The sequence below is a fragment of the Paenibacillus sp. 2TAB19 genome, from assembly GCF_052115185.1.
In the GTDB taxonomy this organism is placed as follows: domain Bacteria; phylum Bacillota; class Bacilli; order Paenibacillales; family Paenibacillaceae; genus Pristimantibacillus.
Genome location: NZ_JBFRGE010000022.1, coordinates 72614 through 90378, shown reverse-complemented (window position 1 = coordinate 90378; position 17765 = coordinate 72614). Strand labels below are relative to the sequence as shown.

Below are 17765 nucleotides of genomic sequence, written 5' to 3'. Positions count from 1 at the left end.
GATCTTGCAGTTCAGTACGTATCGAATCCAGAAATTAAAAGATAATAATTTCGTTAATGTGCTAATTGCTCTTAGTAAACGCACTTCTCCCCGGAGGTTTCTCTATCTAATTACGATACGCATGTAACCTAATACAAATAAAGACGGACAATCCCCAGAATTGACCGTCTTCACTAATACGCTATCATTTTTTTGCTAACCCTTTCTCTGTTGTATGAACAGACTTTGAACAAGGTCATATCCCAGGGCTTCCTGCAAAGGTAAAATGGCTGCTGAATCTGCTGCTGTAACTGAAGTATGAACCTTAGTTCCAAGTTTGCACAACATTATTGACGGCCGCAAAAAGGACTCCGCAGTTTTTTCCGCGGAGTCCTTAAGGATTGCCTTGTTATATTTTTTTACTGTGGTTGTAGCTGATTACGTACTATTCTCGTCTTATTTAAAGTGAATCTATATCTTTCCTGACTCGAATATCAATTAATTCGRAGTTTTCGTTAAAACCAAAATAGATTGTTACATCTGCTACAAAAAAATATAAATTCAAAAGACTACGATAATCTCCAGCATGAACTGAAAAGTGTTTTTCACCTACAGTTGTCTTTATGCCCAATTCACTATTATAACCATTTGCATCATCTATTTTGATATCTGACCATCCTTTCTTTCTCTTTGCAAAATCGATAGCTTCGTTCATATCGGTTCCCAATGGAATTTGAGTCAACAATTTTTCTCTTATTGTGTCTTCTGACCGAGTTAATGGGTTTAACAATACCCTCATACCTTCAATAAGTATAATGCCTATAACAATTATTATTATAAATAAAATTAGTTTTTTAATCATAATCACCCCACATTCTATACTCAATTTATTCTATTTAAATCATTAAATATAATTCTCGAGTAGACCAAAAGACTCTTTCCCTTACTTACTCTATTACTAAGTGTATCACAGCGATAATTTAGGAATAGTACCATCATTTTCTAGTACCGGACTTCTGTATCGTACGATGTTCTCCTACCAGTTGCTTCAACGAAAATAAAGAAGCAGAACCATTAAGACGGTTCTGCTCCTTGGTCATTACTCTAAAGTGTGCCGTTAGCGTAATGATTTAACCAATTAATCATTACTAAGGGTATCCCCCACTATTCCCGGTCCCAGGGATGACGAATGAATAGTGATCTGAATATTCCATCCAGCCCAGGGTCGCGAAATTAGAACGAACCTTCACCAAAAAGCAGCTTACATCTTCTGTTGATAGCTTAAGGGCACTTTATTTTTTAATTCTATCTTAATAATGCAAGTATTTCCTTTACAGAGTTATCAACAAACGATCGTTCTGGACGAGATTTCATAATCACAGTGATTCCTATTAACGATATGACTAGTGTCTGTGCTAAACTCTTTGCGTTAATAGCGGTATCAAGCTCACCTGAGCGCAAACCTCGTTCAATCGTTTCTTGAAATATTACCGAAAGATACATCTGATGTTCTCTTGTTAGGATTTCAAATTTCTCATCATGGGGCGAAAGTTCCACCATCGAATTGATGCAAAAGCACCCCCAGTTCGGACCACCTTCATATTCTTTTGCCACCATATTTTCAAAGAAGGCACGGAATGCCTCTTTAACAGAAGTACTATTTTGAAAATTGGCGCGAACATAGGCAGCATGGGAACTCGTATATTTGCGCAACGCAGCTTCAAATAGTCCTTTTTTGTCTCCAAAGGTGGAGTATATGCTTGGTCGCTGAATGCCCATTCTTGATGTCAAATCGCTTACAGAGGTAGCTTCGAACCCTTTTTCCCAAAATAGTTGCATAGCTGCATCCAATGCCTTTTCCTCATCAAATTCGCGTTGTCGAGCCATAACAATTCCTCTTTTCATATCGAACGGTATGTTATAATTTTATTGTGTGAAGAGTATTCTGTCAATAAGATTAACCTTTTACAGCCCATAGACCACGAATAGTGACAGGATAAAGAGTTTTCACTCTTTTGAGTCTAGCCTTCGCAGGAGTATCTTGACAGCTATCTTTTTTAAAGTTATATTTTTCAGGAAACATTTCATACCAATCAGTATTTTATTTTATAAATCCGATAAACGTAAACGGAGGCGTTATCTTTGGGAAAGATTGTTGATGAACCGAATGTCATTACCGTGGATTTCACAGACAGACACGTTGAACCAGCTCAAGAAGCGTTTATAGCATCAGAATCAGTACCCGCATCTTTAATATCTCATAAAGTGGCACTCTTATTTGCAATCGCCTGCGGACTGGCAGTCGCCAACATCTATTACGCGCAACCGTTGCTGGACGCAATTTCAAACGAGTTCGGTATTACTCATTCATCCGTCGGCATTGTAATTACAATCACTCAAGCGAGTTACGCACTCGGACTGCTATTGCTAGTGCCGCTCGGCGATCTGTTAAATCGACGTTGGCTGATCACCGGACAGATACTATTATCCGTGTTGGCTTTGATTGTGGTTGGCACCGCCTCCACCAGCATGGTGTTATTCATAGGCATAGCTGCGGTTGGATTGCTTGCCGTAGTGACACAGACGCTCGTTGCGTTCGCTGCAACCTTGGCTGCTCCAACCAAACGTGGCAGAACTGTGGGAGTGGTGACAAGTGGAATCGTTATTGGTATTCTAATAGCGCGAACTTTCGCTGGCGTATTAACGGATTTAGCCGGTTGGCGTTCTGTCTACCTTGTCTCTGCGGTATTAACGCTAATCATGGCATGCGTATTGTATCGGGTGCTGCCGCGTGATGAGCACAAAAGAGAATCATTATCCTACCTACAGTTGCTTCGTTCGCTGCTCACGATGTTCGCACAAGAACGAATCCTGCAAATTCGTGCCGTGCTAGCTTTGATGATTTTTACTGCTTTCAGTATATTATGGACTTCTCTCGTGTTGCCTCTCAGCGCTCCGCCCCTTTCTCTTTCACATTCTGCGATTGGAGCGTTTGGTCTCGCTGGAGTTGCTGGGGCATTAGCGGCAGCGCGAGCAGGTCGTCTTGCCGATCGAGGTTTAGGGCAGAGGACCACAGGAGTGGCACTAATTCTGTTGCTATTATCATGGTTGCCAATAAGTTATACTCAACATTCGCTTCTCGCATTAATCATCGGTATTTTCCTTCTTGACCTTGCAGTACAAGCCGTTCATGTCACCAACCAGAGCATGATCCTTACATTGATCCCCGAGGCACGCAGCAGGCTCACTGCTGGTTACATGATTTTCTATTCCGTTGGAAGTGCCACCGGGTCAATCGCATCCACCAGTATCTATGCTTACTCAGGCTGGAACGGCGTGTGCTTGTTAGGTGCAATTGTCAGTGCTTTGGCTCTTCTATTCTGGGCATTAACCCGACGCATTAAATGACTTCTGTTAAAAATCAAGAAAATCTTATATTGGATAAACGACCCTCCAAAATCAAGCGCAACTCTTCAGGAATACGCTCAAACACGACTCCTTTCCCCAAAAACAAAAGCCAATCCGCGTAATAAGACAGCGCCTCAACATCGGTCACATCCAACTGAACATTGAATATCCCGCTCGATTGAAACATTCCGGTAAAGGACAAAATAATCCCCGGCGGGTGCATGCGTTTAAAGCGTTGAATCCCGGTCGTATCGAGCTTCACAACAAGATTGGACTGACGTGAACCCATTCTTTTTTTGCTTAAAATCTCTTGCTCGGAGTACTTCATATCAAGCTCAGAAATTGCAGAATCCCGCAGCAAATCAACAGGCAGATAACGAAACTCATCCGTATCAAAATCATAAACTTCGACTAGCCATTGGGCGTTCGAGTTAAAAATATGAAGCAAATAAACGTCCAGTAACTGTGGCCATCCAAGACTCGGCTCATAATTCAAGCGTAAATGCTTATCTCGTACAGCAAGCGAAATCAACTGGTTTAGCTCCGCAGGCGCTGCATCATCGAGCTCCAAAAGATTCGGATTAGCAGGATTTGTATTTTCAAAAAGCAAGATATTATTCAGCTCGATCAGCTCGTCTTGCTGAGTTTGCGACGCGATGCCGATAAGTTTTTCAGTGATTGAGCGGCGATTTTGCAGATAAGGCAGCTGTGAATTTTTCGAAGCCATAAAACTGATAAATATCGCCTTCAGCTCATCTGGCGTGAAACGTGCTGCAGGTAAATACTGATTTTGTAGGACATTGTAGCCTCCACCGCGCCCCAGTTCGGTAGTCAGTGGAAAACCCATCGCTTGAATCTCATTAATGTCGCGGATCGCCGTCGCGCGGGAAATCTTGAACTCCCGCTGAATCTCGGCAATCGTAAAATGTGCGCGGTTATTGATATAGCGCATGATTAGGTTTACTCGCTCTGTTTTCTTCATGTTTTTATTGTATCAAAAAAGTATCATTTTTTGATACATTCGGCAAATAGAATCGATCTTGTAAAAGTAAGTTCACAAAGGAGAGAACAATATGCCTAATTACTCAATCAAAACGATCTCAGAAAACTACAAAATGACTGCTTTCGGTGTTTCATTTGAGGACTTCAACGACTGGGCAGGCAATTCAGCAAAAACGGCAGCGAAAAAGGCCGAAATCACTGAAAATGGCAAGCTTGCTGAACTTCTCGCGCTGGCTGACGGGCAAGAATATCAAATCAATTATGTTATCGACGGCAAGGCTTGGCGCGGTTTCGGCGTGATAGGGGATTTCAATTTGGATGACGCGGTCGTCCTCGATTTCCTCGCTGGCGACTACCTCGTTGTGCCTGGCACAGGCTCTGACAAAAACAGCCTTGCTGATGAAATCACAGGCAAAGTTTTCGGCGGCATGCTGCAAGAATTTACAGACTACAAATACGTAGGTCCCGGTAACTCAACATTCGTCAAAGCAGCTGAAAACGGTGAATTCTACGGTGAAATGTGGCTTCGCGCAAAAAAAGTCTAAAACTAATCTTTGTGATAATTTGAAAGGAGCTCACATGGCAGAATACACAATTGAACACAAAAAATCATTCACATTGACCGCATACGGTTTTTCAATCCAGTCCAATTTTCAAGACATGACAGCTTTGCAACAGGAAAAAGCCGAGTTTTGGGGCAGACTCAAGGCTGACGGGCGGTTTGCTAAGCTCAAAGACGCTGCAAAAGATGATCGTGAATGGTCAGTGAACGAGGTTTATCAAGGCAAGCCGTGGAATTATTTCGCGGTAGAAGCTGGAAAGATAGTAGCTGACGCAACGCGCATTATCGAGTTTCCAGAGAGCGAGTACATCGTGGTCGCAGGAAATGGTGACAAGGAAACTTTGTTTGATCAGTTGACTTACCTTGCTTTTGGCGAAGTGTTAGCCCGAATCACTGATTATGCTTACATCGGCGGTCCAAATGCCACCTATCGCAAAGAAAACGGCGAGGGCACATTCTACGGCGAGTTTTGGGTGCCTGTGGTTAAAAAATAACTTTTTCCTCTATTTACTGTCCGGTTGCTAAATTACACTGAACCCTCATAAGCACATAAATTACTAACCTCTTTTTAGTTGGCAGCACGGCAGCTCATCATGTGTGAGCTGCCATGCTGTCTTATTGGCTACAGTCCTCGTTAGGATTCCTGTATCTCTGCATTTCCCAAAGGAGTTAATGCACAGTCAAACATATTTATCGTCCTTTCCGTGGCAGTTCGAAACTATTTCGGCTACCTACAAAACGGTTTCTTGCTGCTCCTATACCGACTAAATAGAGTAGGACCGTAGCGCCAAGCAGAATGAAAAGTGGCAGATTCCAACTATTTGTTGTATCATGCAGAAATCCTATAAGGGTAGGACCAATTGCGGCAAGAAGATATCCGATCGATTGCGCCATGCCAGACAGTTCAGCTGCTTGATGCGCATTTTCAGTACGTAGACCGAAAAACATCATGGACAAACTAAAGGCGCAACCTCCACCAATTCCGAGTATTATAATCCACAACAGAATGATATTGGAGCTCCCGTATAGAAGTCCGAGCATTCCCGTCAAAAGCAGAATGATTGTGATCACCACTAACAAACGTTGACTAGACATGCGCCCAGCAATAACGGGGACAATAAAGGTAAAAGGAAGCAGAGCTAACTGCATTATCGAGAGGATCCATCCTGATTGGTTTGCGTCAATTCCTTGCTGCTTTAAAATTTCAGGCAACCAAGCGATCAACACATAGAAAACCATGGACTGTATACCCATAAACAAGGTTACTTGCCAGGCAAGAGGGGATCGCCAAACATTCACGTCGTTGCTGGCCATCTGTTGACTCGTCGTGATTGTTTTCTTCGTTTGATTTCTTAATTGGGGTAGCCAACAGAGAATCGATACAAAGCTTAGAATACCCCATATTCCCAATGCTCCCTGCCATTTTAGACCTGCGTTCACGGCTAGCGGAACACTAATTCCCGATGCGATTGCTCCGAATAAACTCATAGAAATGGAGTAAATACCTGTTATGGAGCCAATTTTATTTGGGAAATCCCTTTTGATTAAACTTGGCAATAATACATTACATACGGCAATTGCGAATCCAAGAATTGCTGTCCCAATATACAGATTAGCTGCACCAGATAAAGAACGTATTACAATGCCAACAGTCAAAAAAATTAGGGCAATCACAATGATACGTTCAACCCCATACCTTCGTCCTAATTTTGGTACTAGAGGCGATAGTAAAGCAAAGGCAAGCAAAGGTACCGTTGTTATCAAACCTGCTAATGTATTTGAAATACGAACGTCATCCCTTATGTGACTCACTAAAGGACCGACCGAGGTTAAGGGGGCACGTAAATTTGCTGCAATAACAATAATGCCGAGAATTATCAGACCTATAGAGGAGGGGATGGCATTTTTATTTTGTTTATTCGGCATTCTTCATTTCTCCTTCCTGAGTTCATACTTATCATTTGTTTCCTGCTGATTGAAAAACTATGAGATAACATCCGCGCGGACAACAAAAGTATATTATACTATACTATTTTTAACAAGAAGTTTTTTATAACATACTATTTATCGTCTGAAAATAAAAATACAACTCTGAATTCCCGTCATGGAATTCGGAGTTGTATTTAATAAGTGAAATTTTCGATTTTTAGAAACCATACTTTAAGGCTATATGGAGCACTGTTTCACTATTCGTATGATTGGTATAAGAGTGAGGACAATCCGCACGAAAACTGATCGTATCATATTGATTCAATGTGTAAATCTCTCCATTGACTTGAATTTCAATGGAACCAGTCATTACTGTCGCAATTTCAGTTGTATTCACATGATGACCTTCAGGGTGATACGAGCTATTCGGCTCTAAGTAAGCCCGACACATTTCAATATCGCTGCTTGCGTTTTTAAAAACTGGTTCAATGATCCAATTTTTTTGATCGTTAGAAAACCGCAGCCCTTCGCCTGCTCGATACAAACTAACAGGATCTTCTGATTTGAACAAAGCCAATAGCGGTAAAGATATGCCTTTTGAAATTTTCCATATAATCGCCAAAGTTGGATTTGTCTCGCCACGTTCGATATTCCCCAGAGTAAGCTTGCTTACTCCCGTTAATTCCGCTAAGTCGTCTAAGTTCATGTTTTTTTCTTTTCTGTACTTTTTCAAGGCACCGCCGATTTGTAATACAAGTTGTTTTGATTCATCGATTTCGTCCATTTGATATTCACCTCAACAACTAACAATTATAGCTAGTATACTGTTTATCTAGACTCTTTTCCATACAATTAGTATTGGATGGTGGACTACACTCCTACTTAACACTGAATTATGAAATGATCTCGATCGTAACGTTTTCAGCTGTGATTGTGAACTCCATTAAAGGACCATCTACTAACACATGTAGTTCAAAACCTGTTTCTGTGAGATAAACTTCATCGTAAAGCCAGCCACTCCCAACACTTAAGTTAGTAGGTTGAACCTGCTGCACGCCTGTAAAGGTTAGCCTAATATCCGTTAAATAATGATATCCGCCCGTACAATCCAATGTCATGATAAACTTGTCCTTCAAAGGTTTCTCAATCGAAGTTACTCGTGCATCGTGTAAAGACTTTTCATACAACTGAACAACATTTTCGGGGAGTGACTTTTTTATGGAGTTATAGTAGTTCCGATATGTAATTCCTTTTGTTTTTGCTCTCTCATCATACTCCAATAGCCATTGGTCAGCCATTTTTCTAAGTTCTTGGGAAGGAAATTGTGAATTTAACGTTCCGTCTTGGATATAAGGATGAAAGAACGCAGGAAGATATTTGAGTAAATCTGCTCTGCTATATTCCAAGTTGTTCTTACATATTTCTTTGAAGTTCAATCCTTCAGATTCATACCACGCAATGTCGTCATCCCAATCCTTCTCCGTTTCACGAAAAATCAAAAAACTTCTTATTTGCGATTCTTCATACCACTCTTTAGTGAAATATTTCATTCGTTCCTCCTAGTAAAGTTTACTTATTAAACATACGGCTTTCTAACACAAATAAAGACGGACAATCCCCCAGGATTGACCGTCTTCACTAATACGCTATCGTTTTTTCGCTAGCCCGCTTGCGCTCTAGTCCAAAACGGTATAAAGCATAGCAGACAAGAACCGCGCCAACGCCAGGCACAACACCTTAGACGAAGTCGGCGACGTTGGTCATTCACTTATTTTTCGGAGGTTTGGAGGCCGAAGCACCGAATGCTGCTCCCAATGCGACGCCAATGGCAATGCCAATCGCAATATTATCCATCGCCACGCCAATGGCGATACCGATCGCTATCCCTATTCCCATTCCCGAAGCGAGCTTCTTACTGCCATTGTTCTTGTTCTCTTCACTCATGACTTCAGCCTCCTCCTATTTTAAAGAAGCGACACCCATTAAATCTTATAAGCCTTCATAGCCTTGCGAATCTCTTTCCAACTCGGACGCTTGCCGTACATGAGTACGCCCGTACGGTAGATCTTAGCCGAGATCCATACCGATACGTAGATCGATACGAGCAGGATGCCGATGGATGTGAGCACTTGCCACATTGGCGGTTCAGTCAAGCCAAGGCGAAGCATCATGACGTATGGCGAGAAGAACGGAATGTACGATGTGACTTTCACGAGCATGCTGCCCGGGCTGCTGATGCTGAAGATCGTGATATAGAAGCCCGCAAGGGAGATCATCGTGATCGGCAGCACCGCCTGGCCAAGATCCTCCGTCCGGCTTACAATCGAGCCGACCGCCGCGAACAGCGTTGCGAACAGGAAGTATCCGGTCACGTAGAAGATCAGTGCATAAACAATGAGCGATGGATCGATCAGGCTGAAGTCGATGTCCAGATCCTTCAGCGTCTTGCTGTTATGCGGAAGGCTTACGTTAATAAGGATGACCGCTACGTAAGCAAAAACTTGAATCAACCCTACAATGAACATACCTAGAATTTTACCGAACATTTGCTTCAGCGGTGCGACGCTCGTAATGAGCAGCTCCATGACGCGCGAGCTTTTCTCAGCTGTTATCTCCGAAGCAATCAATTGACCTGTAATCATAATCGTCATGAAGAGCAAGATAACAAGCACATAGACGAAGCCCATATTCATGCCTTGCTCGGCAGGTGTCTTGCCTTCTCCAATACTGCCTGCACCCTCTGTTGCAGAGATTTGAACCGTTTCAATAGCTACCGGCGTGAACAATTGCGTTTTCTGCTCGTCGGTCAGGCCTGCGCTTTGCAGCGCCGCTTCCATACGAATCGCTTGCAAGGTGCTTTGAAGCGAGCTTGTAAGCTCCATCTCCATCAGCTTCTCCGACTTGTAGGTCATGCTTGGCAAGCCGCTCTCTGCTGTAACTTCACCGAATTCCAAGTAACCTTTAATGTCTTTATCCGTGATAGCTTTCTTAAGCTCGGCTTCGTTGGCAGCAGCGTCTCCTTTGTCCTGGAAAGGAATCAACTTAATTGACGCGTCTTCTTGAGCCTCATAATAAGCCTTCAATTGATCGCCTATAGTAGAACCTGCCGCAAGCTCCGACTGTGACGACTGAATATAACCGATGTTCGTTACTTTGTTACCGCCTCCGAATAACGAGAATATATACGGAAGATTAACAACTATGGATATAATTACAGCAATAATCAAAGTTGTGATCAGGAATGCCTTGCCTCTGAATTTGTTTTTAATCGTAAAGCCAACTACTGTCCAGAAGTTATTCATGGCCGTCACCGCCTACTGTTTTGATGAAAATCTCGTTTAACGTCGGTTCTTTGATCTCGAAACGCGTAATCGTCGTTTGACCGATCGCATGGTGCAAAATAAGTCCGCCTGTCGCTTCATTCGTTATACCAATCTCATAGCCATACTCATGACGCGTAACGCCGGTTACACCTGGAATTTGTTCCAGTCCCGTCACTTCGCTCTCCGTGCTCAGGATGACGCGTTCTTTCGGGAATTGCTTCTTAATTTCCTTCAAGCTGCCCTTCAGAACGGCGTTCGAACGGTGAAGAATCGTAATGTTGCGGCATAACTCCTCGACATGCTCCATACGGTGAGTCGAGAACAGAATGCTTGTGCCGGAATCCCGCAGCTCCTTAACCGTCGACTTCAGAAGCTCCACGTTAACCGGATCGAGTCCGCTGAAAGCTTCGTCGAGAATGATGATCTTCGGATTATGGATAACGGATGCGATGAATTGAATCTTCTGCTGATTGCCCTTAGACAGCTCTTCAACCTTCTTGTTGTAGTACTCCGGCACTTCGAACCGATCGAGCCAGCGCTTCAGGTTCGCATCTGCATCCTTCTTCGACATGCCGCGCAATTGTGCTAAGTATATGATTTGGTCGCTTACGCGAACCTTTGGATAAAGACCTCTCTCTTCAGGCAGATATCCAAGTCCTTTTAATTGCTCGTTGCTATATGGCTTGCCATGATAATAGATATTGCCCTCATCGGGATAAATAAGTCCTAATACCATTCGCATTGTCGTTGTCTTGCCCGCACCGTTGGCGCCTAACAACCCGTAAATTTCCCCTTCGCTTACCTCAAAGCTAATGCCGTTTACAGCTGTTTTCTCCCCATACTGCTTGACGATCTGCTCAACCTTTAATGGATTCATGTTATTGCTCCCCTCATTTAGTTGGATCTCGCGTTCAATCTATCTTTCATTAATAGAGCGGCCATAATTTCATCCAGCTCCATCGCTTGCCTGCTAACTAACGTAAGTCCTTGCTCGGAACACCATTGCTCGGCTTGCCCGGCTTGATTCGTCGTAATGCGGTAGGTTGTTCCCCCTGCATGCTCGACACCGCATTGCCCCGGCATCTTCGCTGCCACTTCAGCCGTTAGCTCATCTCCGCTAAGGAAGTAGATGAACCAGCTGCTGAACAGCTCATCCTTTTCATACATGCCGAGCACATGTCCTTGCGACATGATGACAATGTAATCGGCAAGGCGCTTCACTTCTTCGACGATATGCGAAGTCATCAGTATCGTCCGATCGCCGCGATCCATATACCGGTGCAGCACATCGATCATCGTCTTCCAAGCGAGCGGATCAAGTCCGGAGGATGGCTCGTCGAGGAGCAGAAGCTCCGGTCCATGTGCAAGGGCCAAAGCGAATTCGAACTTGCGCCGGCTGCCTTTGGACATTTTGCCAAGCATTTGATTCGGATCAACCTCTAGAACTCTCAGCAGCTCCTGATAACGGTTCACATCCCAATTGTCGTACCAGAACCGCTGAAATTCCGCCTTCTCGGTTGCTTTCATCTTCTCTTCATGCGTCCAAGACTCTTCCGGCAAGTAACCGATCCTCTTGTTCAGCTCGATATCCACGCCATTGCCTACCTGCTGTCCCAGAAGCTCAATGCTGCCTTCGTCCGGCTTGACCAAGTCGAGCAGCAGTCTGAAGGTCGAGCTCTTGCCGCTGCCGTTCGGTCCGACAATCGCGGTAATATAGCCTTTTGGAATCATAAGATCCATCGGTCCTAGATGAAAGTTCGAGCGTTTCTGTACGACGCCCTTCATCTTAACCGCTAACTCTTCTGTCATCGCAATAGCCTCCTGCCCTAATCAAAATGCTTATTCATCGCTTCCTTGAACAACGACTGAAGCTCCTCAACCGTACATTGAACTCGTTTGCCGGCGATAATCGCTTGCTCCATCGCCTCGGTCACGGCCGATAACCGGTGTCGATCGCGCTCCTGCTCGCCAACAAGGGCTACATAAGTGCCAGTTCCTTGCCTCGTTCGCAGCAAACCTTCTGTCTCCAAGTCACTGTATACTCGCTTAACCGTTATTACGCTGCACTTCACCGTTTGTGCCAATTCTCGAATCGATGGCAGCAGCGTGCCCTCTTGCAATTGTCCGCTTACGATCAAAGCCCGCAGTTGTACTTCTATTTGATGATAGAGCGGCTCGGCGCTTTGCTCGTTAATTTGTATGGGCAACCGCATGGCTTCACCTTCTTCTTAGTTTCAATTCATCTAGACGATATAGTTGCGCTTGGCAATTCGATTCGAAAGCACACGGTAACCGAGAGGAATCGTTATTGCAGAGATTGCTGGGGTAATAAGCGCAATCCACCATTTTCCCTCTTCGATCGCTTCCAATATGCCAATGACGATATTGCCTTGACCTAGCCAAGTTATCGTAATCGCAATACCTAGGAAGAGAATCGCTACCAAGGTACAAACAACCATATAGATTTTACCGCTGTACCCCATCTCCCAGTACACATAAGAGGTTGCAATCGTAAGCGAATATCCGAACCAGAACAATGCATACAAAGCGAAGTCGCCAAAATCGATAACTACGGAAGAAGCGAAATGAATGATGACATATTGCGCTACGAAATATATGAGCTGTGCTGCGAATAAAACAATTGTTAGTTGAATAAGTCGGCCTAATGCAATCTGCTGCGGCGTGATAGGCAATGTTCGCAAGTATGCGAGCTTTTTCGAGTAGGTATCCTTCTTGAAATAATTCATCATCGTGTTATTAAGGACGAAGCCCAGACAAGGCAGCAACGATAAGTAAATGAAGTCTGTGAGCCATGACATAGAGTCCTCTTCACTCTCAGTCAGTGAATCAATGAATACCGGAAGGGTGAACAAAAGGATGTATCCGATCAACGCCACCATTATAATGCTTCTCCATCGATCCCTCACTAACTCTTGCTTGGCAAGAAACCATGCGCCTTTCCATTTGCTCACCTTATTGGCTCCCCTCGATGTGTTCAGTAAGTATACTGTATATATCTTTATACACAGTATACTCACGATATACACAGTTGTCAATGACTTCCTTTTTATTTTTTTCAGCATAAAAAAAGGCACATCAGACGGATTATCCGCCTGACATGCCTGATTCACTTACACCTATATTAGCCGAAAATAGCGTCAAAAACCGGCTTCGTATGGCCGCCCGGATACATAAGGTACAGCAATACATATACCGCCGTGCCCGTAATCGAGGTTACGAACCATACCACCGAAGTTACTCTGCCCCACTTACGATGCTTCGCGAACTTCTTGCGGTAGCCCAGCGTCAGTGTCGTGATGCCGAATACCCCGCCGACAGTCGCCGTCACGATATGGAACAGCAAGAAGACGAGATAATAAGGCTTCAATTCATCCGGTCCGCCCCACTCCGTATTCCCCTGGAACACCGAACGCGATACATAAATAATGAAGAACAGCAGCGCCGAGACAGCCGCAGCGAACATAACCTTCTGATGCTGCTCCAGCTTGCGCTTAATCGCCAGACGCCATCCAATCGCGACAAGTATGCCGCTCAGAACGATAAAGAAAGTGCTAATTGAAGGCACAATCGTAAACTTATCCATTAATACCCCACCTATTGTAATCATAATAATATTGGTTCAGCACATGCCTTATCTATTCATTAAGCGGTGCCTGGATTAGGCATCTCATCCTCGGTATGCTCTTTCTTGAACCACTGCTTGAAAATATACGCAAGGATTATACCGTACATTAGCTCCTGAACAAGCTTCATAACGATACCGCCAAGCTGTTGATCCTCAACAACGTCCATCAGGTTGAAGAACGTCGGTCCCCCGCCTATGCCGCCCAGATCAAGAAGTCTGCTAGGGTCGCCGGATACGCAATAGCCCATAGCCGTTACCCATACGCTCGGATCGCTGTAGATTGCATACATAGAGTTTTTGGCAAAAATAATAAGAGCGCACGCAGGCGTAAGCAATACGCCGTTAGCGAACACGTAAGCCATCTTTTTCAGATCCGTCAGACGGCTCCATTCCGATACCGGACTTGTAATCTGCCACCACATCATGCATGAAGTAATGAACAGAATCAAATAATAAAGGCGATGAATGGTGAAATGCGTCATGACATAGTCATGAATCATCGGTACATGATAGATAGAGAACAACATATTGAACAAAACTAGCGTAATAATAGGATGCATCAGCTTGCTGAACTTGCTCCAGAAGGCAGCAGCGAACGCTCTACGCCATAGGAAGGCCGGTATAGCCAGCAGGAACATCGGAGGAACGATCAAGTAGGATATAGACATATTGACCATATGGAACGTGAACATCATATGGCCTAGGAGACTAAGCGGGCCGCCGTGTGACAAGTAGAGAAGCACAGCAGACGTAACGAACATCGTCTTCTGCAATGCCGTTGCCGGTGGTTCGCCGGGCATATGCTTAAGCCGCCAAGGGCCGATTAGATAGAAATAGAGAATGACAATCGCAGCCATTCCGAACAAAAAAAACGGGGTCCACAACTCTTCGAATGTGAAATACTCTAAGCCTAGCATCGTGGATACTCCTTTCTTTCACTTACTATTTCGAGCTTTAGCTGCATGTCAAGCGTAAACGGCTAACGCCGACCTCTGACGGCGTGTAGCATTCGTTTCGGGGAGAAGTATAGGCGTATGAATAAGAATAAAACTTATGCTTTCCTATATTTCTAGAAAAGAGGAGGGACCCAAGCCTTGGGACCCTCCTCCGATGAAATTCAACTGCGGTTTACCACCAAGCCCAATACTCCGCCATGATGACGCAAGTAAAGACGATGAATATTCCGCCCAATATTCCGATAAGCGCGAACGTATGTCCACGATCCTTCATATGCATCCAGAACGCCATCTGTACGAATACTTGCAAGAAAGCCGTTCCCATCAAGATGATGTAGATGAAGTCTTTGTTGATTTCTCCGCCGATTACTGCCGCGAATGCGACAAGCGTAAGCGCGAGGGAGAAAATAAAGGCGATGACGTGTTTCTTCGGTCCTTCGACCTTATGACGTTTGGTGCTTTCCTCTGTGGCTGAATGATTGCTTGCCATCGATTAGCCCACCTTTCCCATCAAGTACACGACGGTGAAGATAAATACCCATACGACGTCGATAAAGTGCCAGTACATGCTGGCAATATACACTTTAGGAGCCGTCGTTGTGTTCAGACCCTTCTTCCCTAATTGAATGATTAGAAGGGTAATCCACATGATACCGAATGCAACGTGCGCGCCGTGGAAGCCGACGAGCGTATAGAACGAGGAGCTGAATGCGCTCGTTGTAAAGCCGTGACCTTCATGAACGTAATGAACGAACTCGTAAATCTCGAGGCCAAGGAAACCTGCGCCTAGAACAACTGTAATCGCTAACCACGTCATCAAAGATTTCACTTGGTTGTTATGCAGCGCTTGAACGGCGAATACGCTCGTCAAGCTGGATGTCAGCAAGATCAACGTAGCTGCTGCTACGAGACCGAGCTTGAACAGCTCCTCTGCAGGAGGCCCGCTCAGTACTTGGTGGCGAAGAGCGAGGAACGCTGAGAACAACGTTCCGAACAAGACTGTTTCGCCGCCAAGGAATAACCAGAAGCCTAATACCTTATTGCGTCCCTCGAGGGTCGCCTTTTCGGGCTCATGAGGCAATTGCCCCTCTACATGCGAGTGTGCGCTCATGCTTTCCCCCCCTTGTCTTTGAGGATTTCTTCTTCTTCGATATGGAAGCCGTGATCATCGATGACCGAACGCAAGAACATGCATCCGAACAAGATGAGAAGGCCGATAATACCAACGCCATAACCTGCTTTGAATCCATCGAACAGGTTGCCCCAATCCGGTGCATACATGAAGCCTAGTGCTGCAATAAACAATCCAAGTCCCATAAAGAACGGTAGAATCGATGGCGATGGCATGTGAATCGGGCCAAGCGGCTCAGCAGGCGTCATACCTTTGTGGCCATCCATCTTCTCTTTCCAGTAAGCATCGTAACCGCGAACAAGCGGCGTTTGAGCGAAGTTGTACTCTGGAGCTGGCGATGGAATCGTCCACTCGAGCGTACGTCCGTCACCCCATGGGTCAGCAGGTGCGTTCTTCGGTTTGAACGCTGTCGTAACAATGTTCAAGAGGAAGAAGATTGTACCTAGAGCCATCAGGAACGCGCCGATCGTACTAATCAAGTTCATTTCATTGAAGCCAAGACCGTCAAGGTACGTCCAAATACGACGCGGCATACCAAGAAGACCAAGGAAATGCTGTACGAAGAACGTCAAGTGGAAGCCGATAAAGAACGTCCAGAACGTCAACTTACCAATTGTTTCGTTCAGCGCGCGGCCGAACATCTTCGGCCACCAGTAGTGAAGACCGGAGAAGATACCCAAGATCAGACCGCCGACGATAACGTAGTGGAAATGCGCTACGACGAAGTAGGAGTCATGATATTGGAAGTCGGCAGGTGCTGCAGCCAGCATGACGCCGGTAACACCGCCCATTACGAAGGTAGGTACGAAGCCTACCGCGAACAGGTTAGCCGTGTTGAATATAATCGAACCGCCCCACATCGTGAACAGCCAGTTGAAAATTTTGATACCTGTCGGTACCGCGATCAACATCGTTGCGATGGAGAACAGCGCATTCGCAACCGGTCCAAGACCTGTCGTGAACATGTGATGCGCCCAAACCATGAAGCCTAAGAAACCGATCAGGATTGTAGCGAATACCATCGAGCTGTAACCGAACAAACGCTTACGCGAGAATGTGCTTATTACCTCGGAAATAACGCCGAAGGCCGGCAGGATGAGGATATAAACCTCAGGATGCCCGAATATCCAGAAAATATGCTCCCATAGTACGGCATTACCGCCGCCCGATGGGTCGAAGAAGTTCGCGTCGAACAATCGATCAAACATCAGTGCCGCAAGGCCAACCGTAAGAGCTGGGAATGCGAACAAGATTAGAGCGGAAGTAATGAAGATCGTCCAAGTAAACATCGGCATACGCATGAATGTCATGCCTGGCGCACGCATGTTGATAATCGTAACGAGGAAGTTAATGCCCCCGATCAATGTACCAATACCTGCAACCTGTAAGCCTAGAACATAATAGTCGACGCCATGATCGCCATTGTATGTCGTGCCGGCGAGCGGTGCATAGGCTGTCCAGCCTGCATCCGGCGCGCCGCCGGTAAACCAGCTTACGTTAAGTAGAACGCCGCCGAACAAGAATGTCCAGAAACCAAGCGAGTTCAAGAAAGGGAATGCAACGTCGCGCGCCCCGATCTGCAAAGGCACGATCGCGTTCATAAGCGCGAACAGAATCGGCATCGCTGCAAGGAAGATCATCGTCGTTCCGTGCATCGTCAGCAATTCATTGAACGTATCAGCGCTTACGAAGTCATTCATCGGCTTCCATAGTTGAATCCGAATCAATAAGGCTTCCAAGCCGCCGACTAGGAAGAAAAATCCTCCCGCGAGCAAATACAAAATTCCGATTTTTTTGTGGTCAACCGTTGTCAGCCAGTCCATTAAAC

The 17765-nt window shown here is 45.1% G+C and carries 20 protein-coding genes; 3 read left to right on the top strand and 17 right to left on the bottom strand.

Translation table 11 applies throughout. The annotated features are described in order from the left end of the window. Positions 1-439 precede the first annotated feature (439 nt). A complete protein-coding gene (locus tag AB4Z33_RS12445) occupies positions 440-841 on the bottom strand; it encodes a hypothetical protein (RefSeq protein ID WP_442050243.1) in 402 nt (133 codons plus the stop codon). A 443-nt stretch (positions 842-1284) separates the two neighbouring features. Further along, positions 1285-1866, bottom strand: coding sequence for a TetR/AcrR family transcriptional regulator (locus AB4Z33_RS12440; RefSeq protein ID WP_442050242.1), 582 nt, complete (start codon positions 1864-1866; stop codon positions 1285-1287). Positions 1867-2202: 336 nt separating this feature from the next. Here AB4Z33_RS12440 and AB4Z33_RS12435 point away from each other — a divergent pair, with 336 nt between their 5' ends. Next, complete coding sequence (locus AB4Z33_RS12435; protein WP_442050247.1) at positions 2203-3387, top strand: MFS transporter; 1185 nt, start codon at positions 2203-2205, stop codon at positions 3385-3387. Between the two features lie 13 nt (positions 3388-3400). On the opposite strand, the gene AB4Z33_RS12430 is transcribed toward AB4Z33_RS12435, so the two are convergent. Then, the gene (locus tag AB4Z33_RS12430; protein WP_442050241.1) at positions 3401-4369 is read right to left on the bottom strand and encodes a helix-turn-helix transcriptional regulator; all 969 of its coding nucleotides are present in this window, start codon (positions 4367-4369) and stop codon (positions 3401-3403) included. 91 nt (positions 4370-4460) lie between these two features. Here AB4Z33_RS12430 and AB4Z33_RS12425 point away from each other — a divergent pair, with 91 nt between their 5' ends. Further along, positions 4461-4934: a hypothetical protein gene (locus AB4Z33_RS12425; RefSeq protein WP_442050240.1), complete on the top strand. Its 474-nt coding sequence runs from the start codon at positions 4461-4463 to the stop codon at positions 4932-4934. Positions 4935-4968: 34 nt separating this feature from the next. Then, a complete protein-coding gene (locus tag AB4Z33_RS12420) occupies positions 4969-5445 on the top strand; it encodes a GyrI-like domain-containing protein (RefSeq protein WP_442050239.1) in 477 nt (158 codons plus the stop codon). 196 nt (positions 5446-5641) lie between these two features. Here AB4Z33_RS12420 and AB4Z33_RS12415 read toward each other — a convergent pair whose 3' ends face one another. From AB4Z33_RS12415 to ctaD, 14 genes are all read right to left on the bottom strand, one after another. Then, entirely contained in the window at positions 5642-6877 is a 1236-nt protein-coding gene (locus AB4Z33_RS12415; RefSeq protein WP_442050238.1) for a CynX/NimT family MFS transporter, read from the bottom strand. Between the two features lie 220 nt (positions 6878-7097). Next, on the bottom strand, positions 7098-7664 hold the full coding sequence (locus tag AB4Z33_RS12410; RefSeq protein ID WP_442050237.1) for a helix-turn-helix domain-containing protein: 567 nt from the start codon (positions 7662-7664) through the stop codon (positions 7098-7100). Positions 7665-7773: 109 nt separating this feature from the next. After that, positions 7774-8430: a DUF4085 domain-containing protein gene (locus tag AB4Z33_RS12405; protein WP_442050236.1), complete on the bottom strand. Its 657-nt coding sequence runs from the start codon at positions 8428-8430 to the stop codon at positions 7774-7776. A gap of 214 nt (positions 8431-8644) precedes the next feature. Continuing rightward, entirely contained in the window at positions 8645-8824 is a 180-nt protein-coding gene (locus tag AB4Z33_RS12400; protein ID WP_442050235.1) for a hypothetical protein, read from the bottom strand. 38 nt (positions 8825-8862) lie between these two features. Beyond that, entirely contained in the window at positions 8863-10182 is a 1320-nt protein-coding gene (locus AB4Z33_RS12395; protein WP_442050234.1) for an ABC transporter permease, read from the bottom strand. Next, the gene (locus AB4Z33_RS12390; protein WP_442050233.1) at positions 10175-11080 is read right to left on the bottom strand and encodes an ABC transporter ATP-binding protein; all 906 of its coding nucleotides are present in this window, start codon (positions 11078-11080) and stop codon (positions 10175-10177) included. Before AB4Z33_RS12390 ends, AB4Z33_RS12395 begins: the two co-directional genes overlap by 8 nt. A 17-nt stretch (positions 11081-11097) precedes the next feature. Continuing rightward, complete coding sequence (locus AB4Z33_RS12385) at positions 11098-12012, bottom strand: ABC transporter ATP-binding protein (protein WP_442050232.1); 915 nt, start codon at positions 12010-12012, stop codon at positions 11098-11100. 17 nt (positions 12013-12029) lie between these two features. Continuing rightward, positions 12030-12416 carry a GntR family transcriptional regulator gene (locus AB4Z33_RS12380; protein WP_442050231.1) on the bottom strand — a complete coding sequence of 129 codons (387 nt, stop codon included), beginning with the start codon at positions 12414-12416 and terminating at the stop codon, positions 12030-12032. A 30-nt stretch (positions 12417-12446) separates the two neighbouring features. Next, entirely contained in the window at positions 12447-13175 is a 729-nt protein-coding gene (locus tag AB4Z33_RS12375; RefSeq protein WP_442050230.1) for a hypothetical protein, read from the bottom strand. Positions 13176-13345: 170 nt separating this feature from the next. Next, complete coding sequence (locus AB4Z33_RS12370; protein WP_337099964.1) at positions 13346-13807, bottom strand: DUF420 domain-containing protein; 462 nt, start codon at positions 13805-13807, stop codon at positions 13346-13348. A 59-nt stretch (positions 13808-13866) separates the two neighbouring features. Next, positions 13867-14766, bottom strand: coding sequence for a cytochrome c oxidase assembly factor CtaG (ctaG, locus tag AB4Z33_RS12365; RefSeq protein ID WP_442050229.1), 900 nt, complete (start codon positions 14764-14766; stop codon positions 13867-13869). Positions 14767-14977: 211 nt separating this feature from the next. Continuing rightward, complete coding sequence (locus tag AB4Z33_RS12360; protein ID WP_442050228.1) at positions 14978-15295, bottom strand: cytochrome C oxidase subunit IV family protein; 318 nt, start codon at positions 15293-15295, stop codon at positions 14978-14980. Between the two features lie 3 nt (positions 15296-15298). Then, positions 15299-15916 carry a cytochrome (ubi)quinol oxidase subunit III gene (locus AB4Z33_RS12355; RefSeq protein WP_442050227.1) on the bottom strand — a complete coding sequence of 206 codons (618 nt, stop codon included), beginning with the start codon at positions 15914-15916 and terminating at the stop codon, positions 15299-15301. Next, positions 15913-17760 carry a cytochrome c oxidase subunit I gene (ctaD, locus tag AB4Z33_RS12350; protein ID WP_442050246.1) on the bottom strand — a complete coding sequence of 616 codons (1848 nt, stop codon included), beginning with the start codon at positions 17758-17760 and terminating at the stop codon, positions 15913-15915. The genes AB4Z33_RS12355 and ctaD overlap by 4 nt, the downstream gene beginning before the upstream one ends. Positions 17761-17765: the final 5 nt, after the last annotated feature.